Annotated in this window: 1 protein-coding gene; it reads right to left on the reverse strand. The window is 44.2% G+C overall.

Annotated elements, in window-relative coordinates:
* Positions 1 to 77: 77 nt before the first annotated feature.
* A partial coding sequence (locus tag LPKJCM_RS11600) for an IS30 family transposase (RefSeq protein WP_087069673.1) occupies positions 78 to 950 on the reverse strand: 873 nt, incomplete at its 5' end.

Consider the following 950-nt stretch of genomic DNA (forward strand, 5'->3'; position numbering starts at 1 on the left):
TTTTACGTATCACCTACTTGACTTCTGACCACAAGTCTTATCTATTTGGCAGATTGCAAGAAATAACTTGAACGAATTTAGTGACGTAGATTAAGCAAGAAGATCTCGATTGGTGTATGCCAATTAAGACATTTAAGTGGCCGTGAATTCAGATACCAATTGATTTGAACCAGTTGGTAATCACTTAGTTCTTCAATGGCTTGTCCCTTGGGAATAAACCGTCGCAAAACTCGGTTACGGTTCTCATTACTACCGCGTTCATGTGGTGAATAAGCATGGGCAAAATAAACCTGAGTACCTGTTAGCTGTTCAATTGTCTGGTAGTTAGCGAACTCTTTACCATGATCCACAGTAAGCGTCTTGAGCTTGTCTTGAAGTTGACTAGCTAGTTCAAGTACGGCTTGAGTCATGGACTGACTGTCGCGACCATGGAGCCGTTTAACAATTGTCAGGCGACTTTTACGCTCCACAAAAGTAGCCACAGCTTGACCTTTACGTTTACCAGAAAGTACGGTATCAGCTTCAAAGTGGCCGAATTCCTGGCGAGTTTCGACTTTATGAGGACGCTCCTCAATGGAGCGGCCGTGATTGAACGTACCACGCTTTTCTTTAGCACGATGACGACGAATTCCATGATCAGGCAAATCGGGCAACTGTATATCAAGCCATCCTTGATCAATCCAGTTATAGACCGTCTTGTAGGCAATCCCCACCACATGGGCAACTTGTTCAGGGGACCACTTCTGGACTTGAATCTTTTCCTCGATCAAGTGTTTAAGGTTTTTAGTGAGCGAAGACTTCCGCCCCCGTTGACTAACCTTTCGTTCAAAGTCAGTTTGCGCTAGCCCAGCCTGGTACTCACTATTTAGCCGGTGAAGTTCGTTAAAGATGGTGGTCTTACTAAAGTCTAAGTAGTTAGCGATGTATCGCAAGGAACGTCCTTCATTATG

It is taken from the genome of Lentilactobacillus parakefiri (assembly GCF_002157585.1).
In the GTDB taxonomy this organism is placed as follows: Bacteria; Bacillota; Bacilli; order Lactobacillales; family Lactobacillaceae; genus Lentilactobacillus; species Lentilactobacillus parakefiri.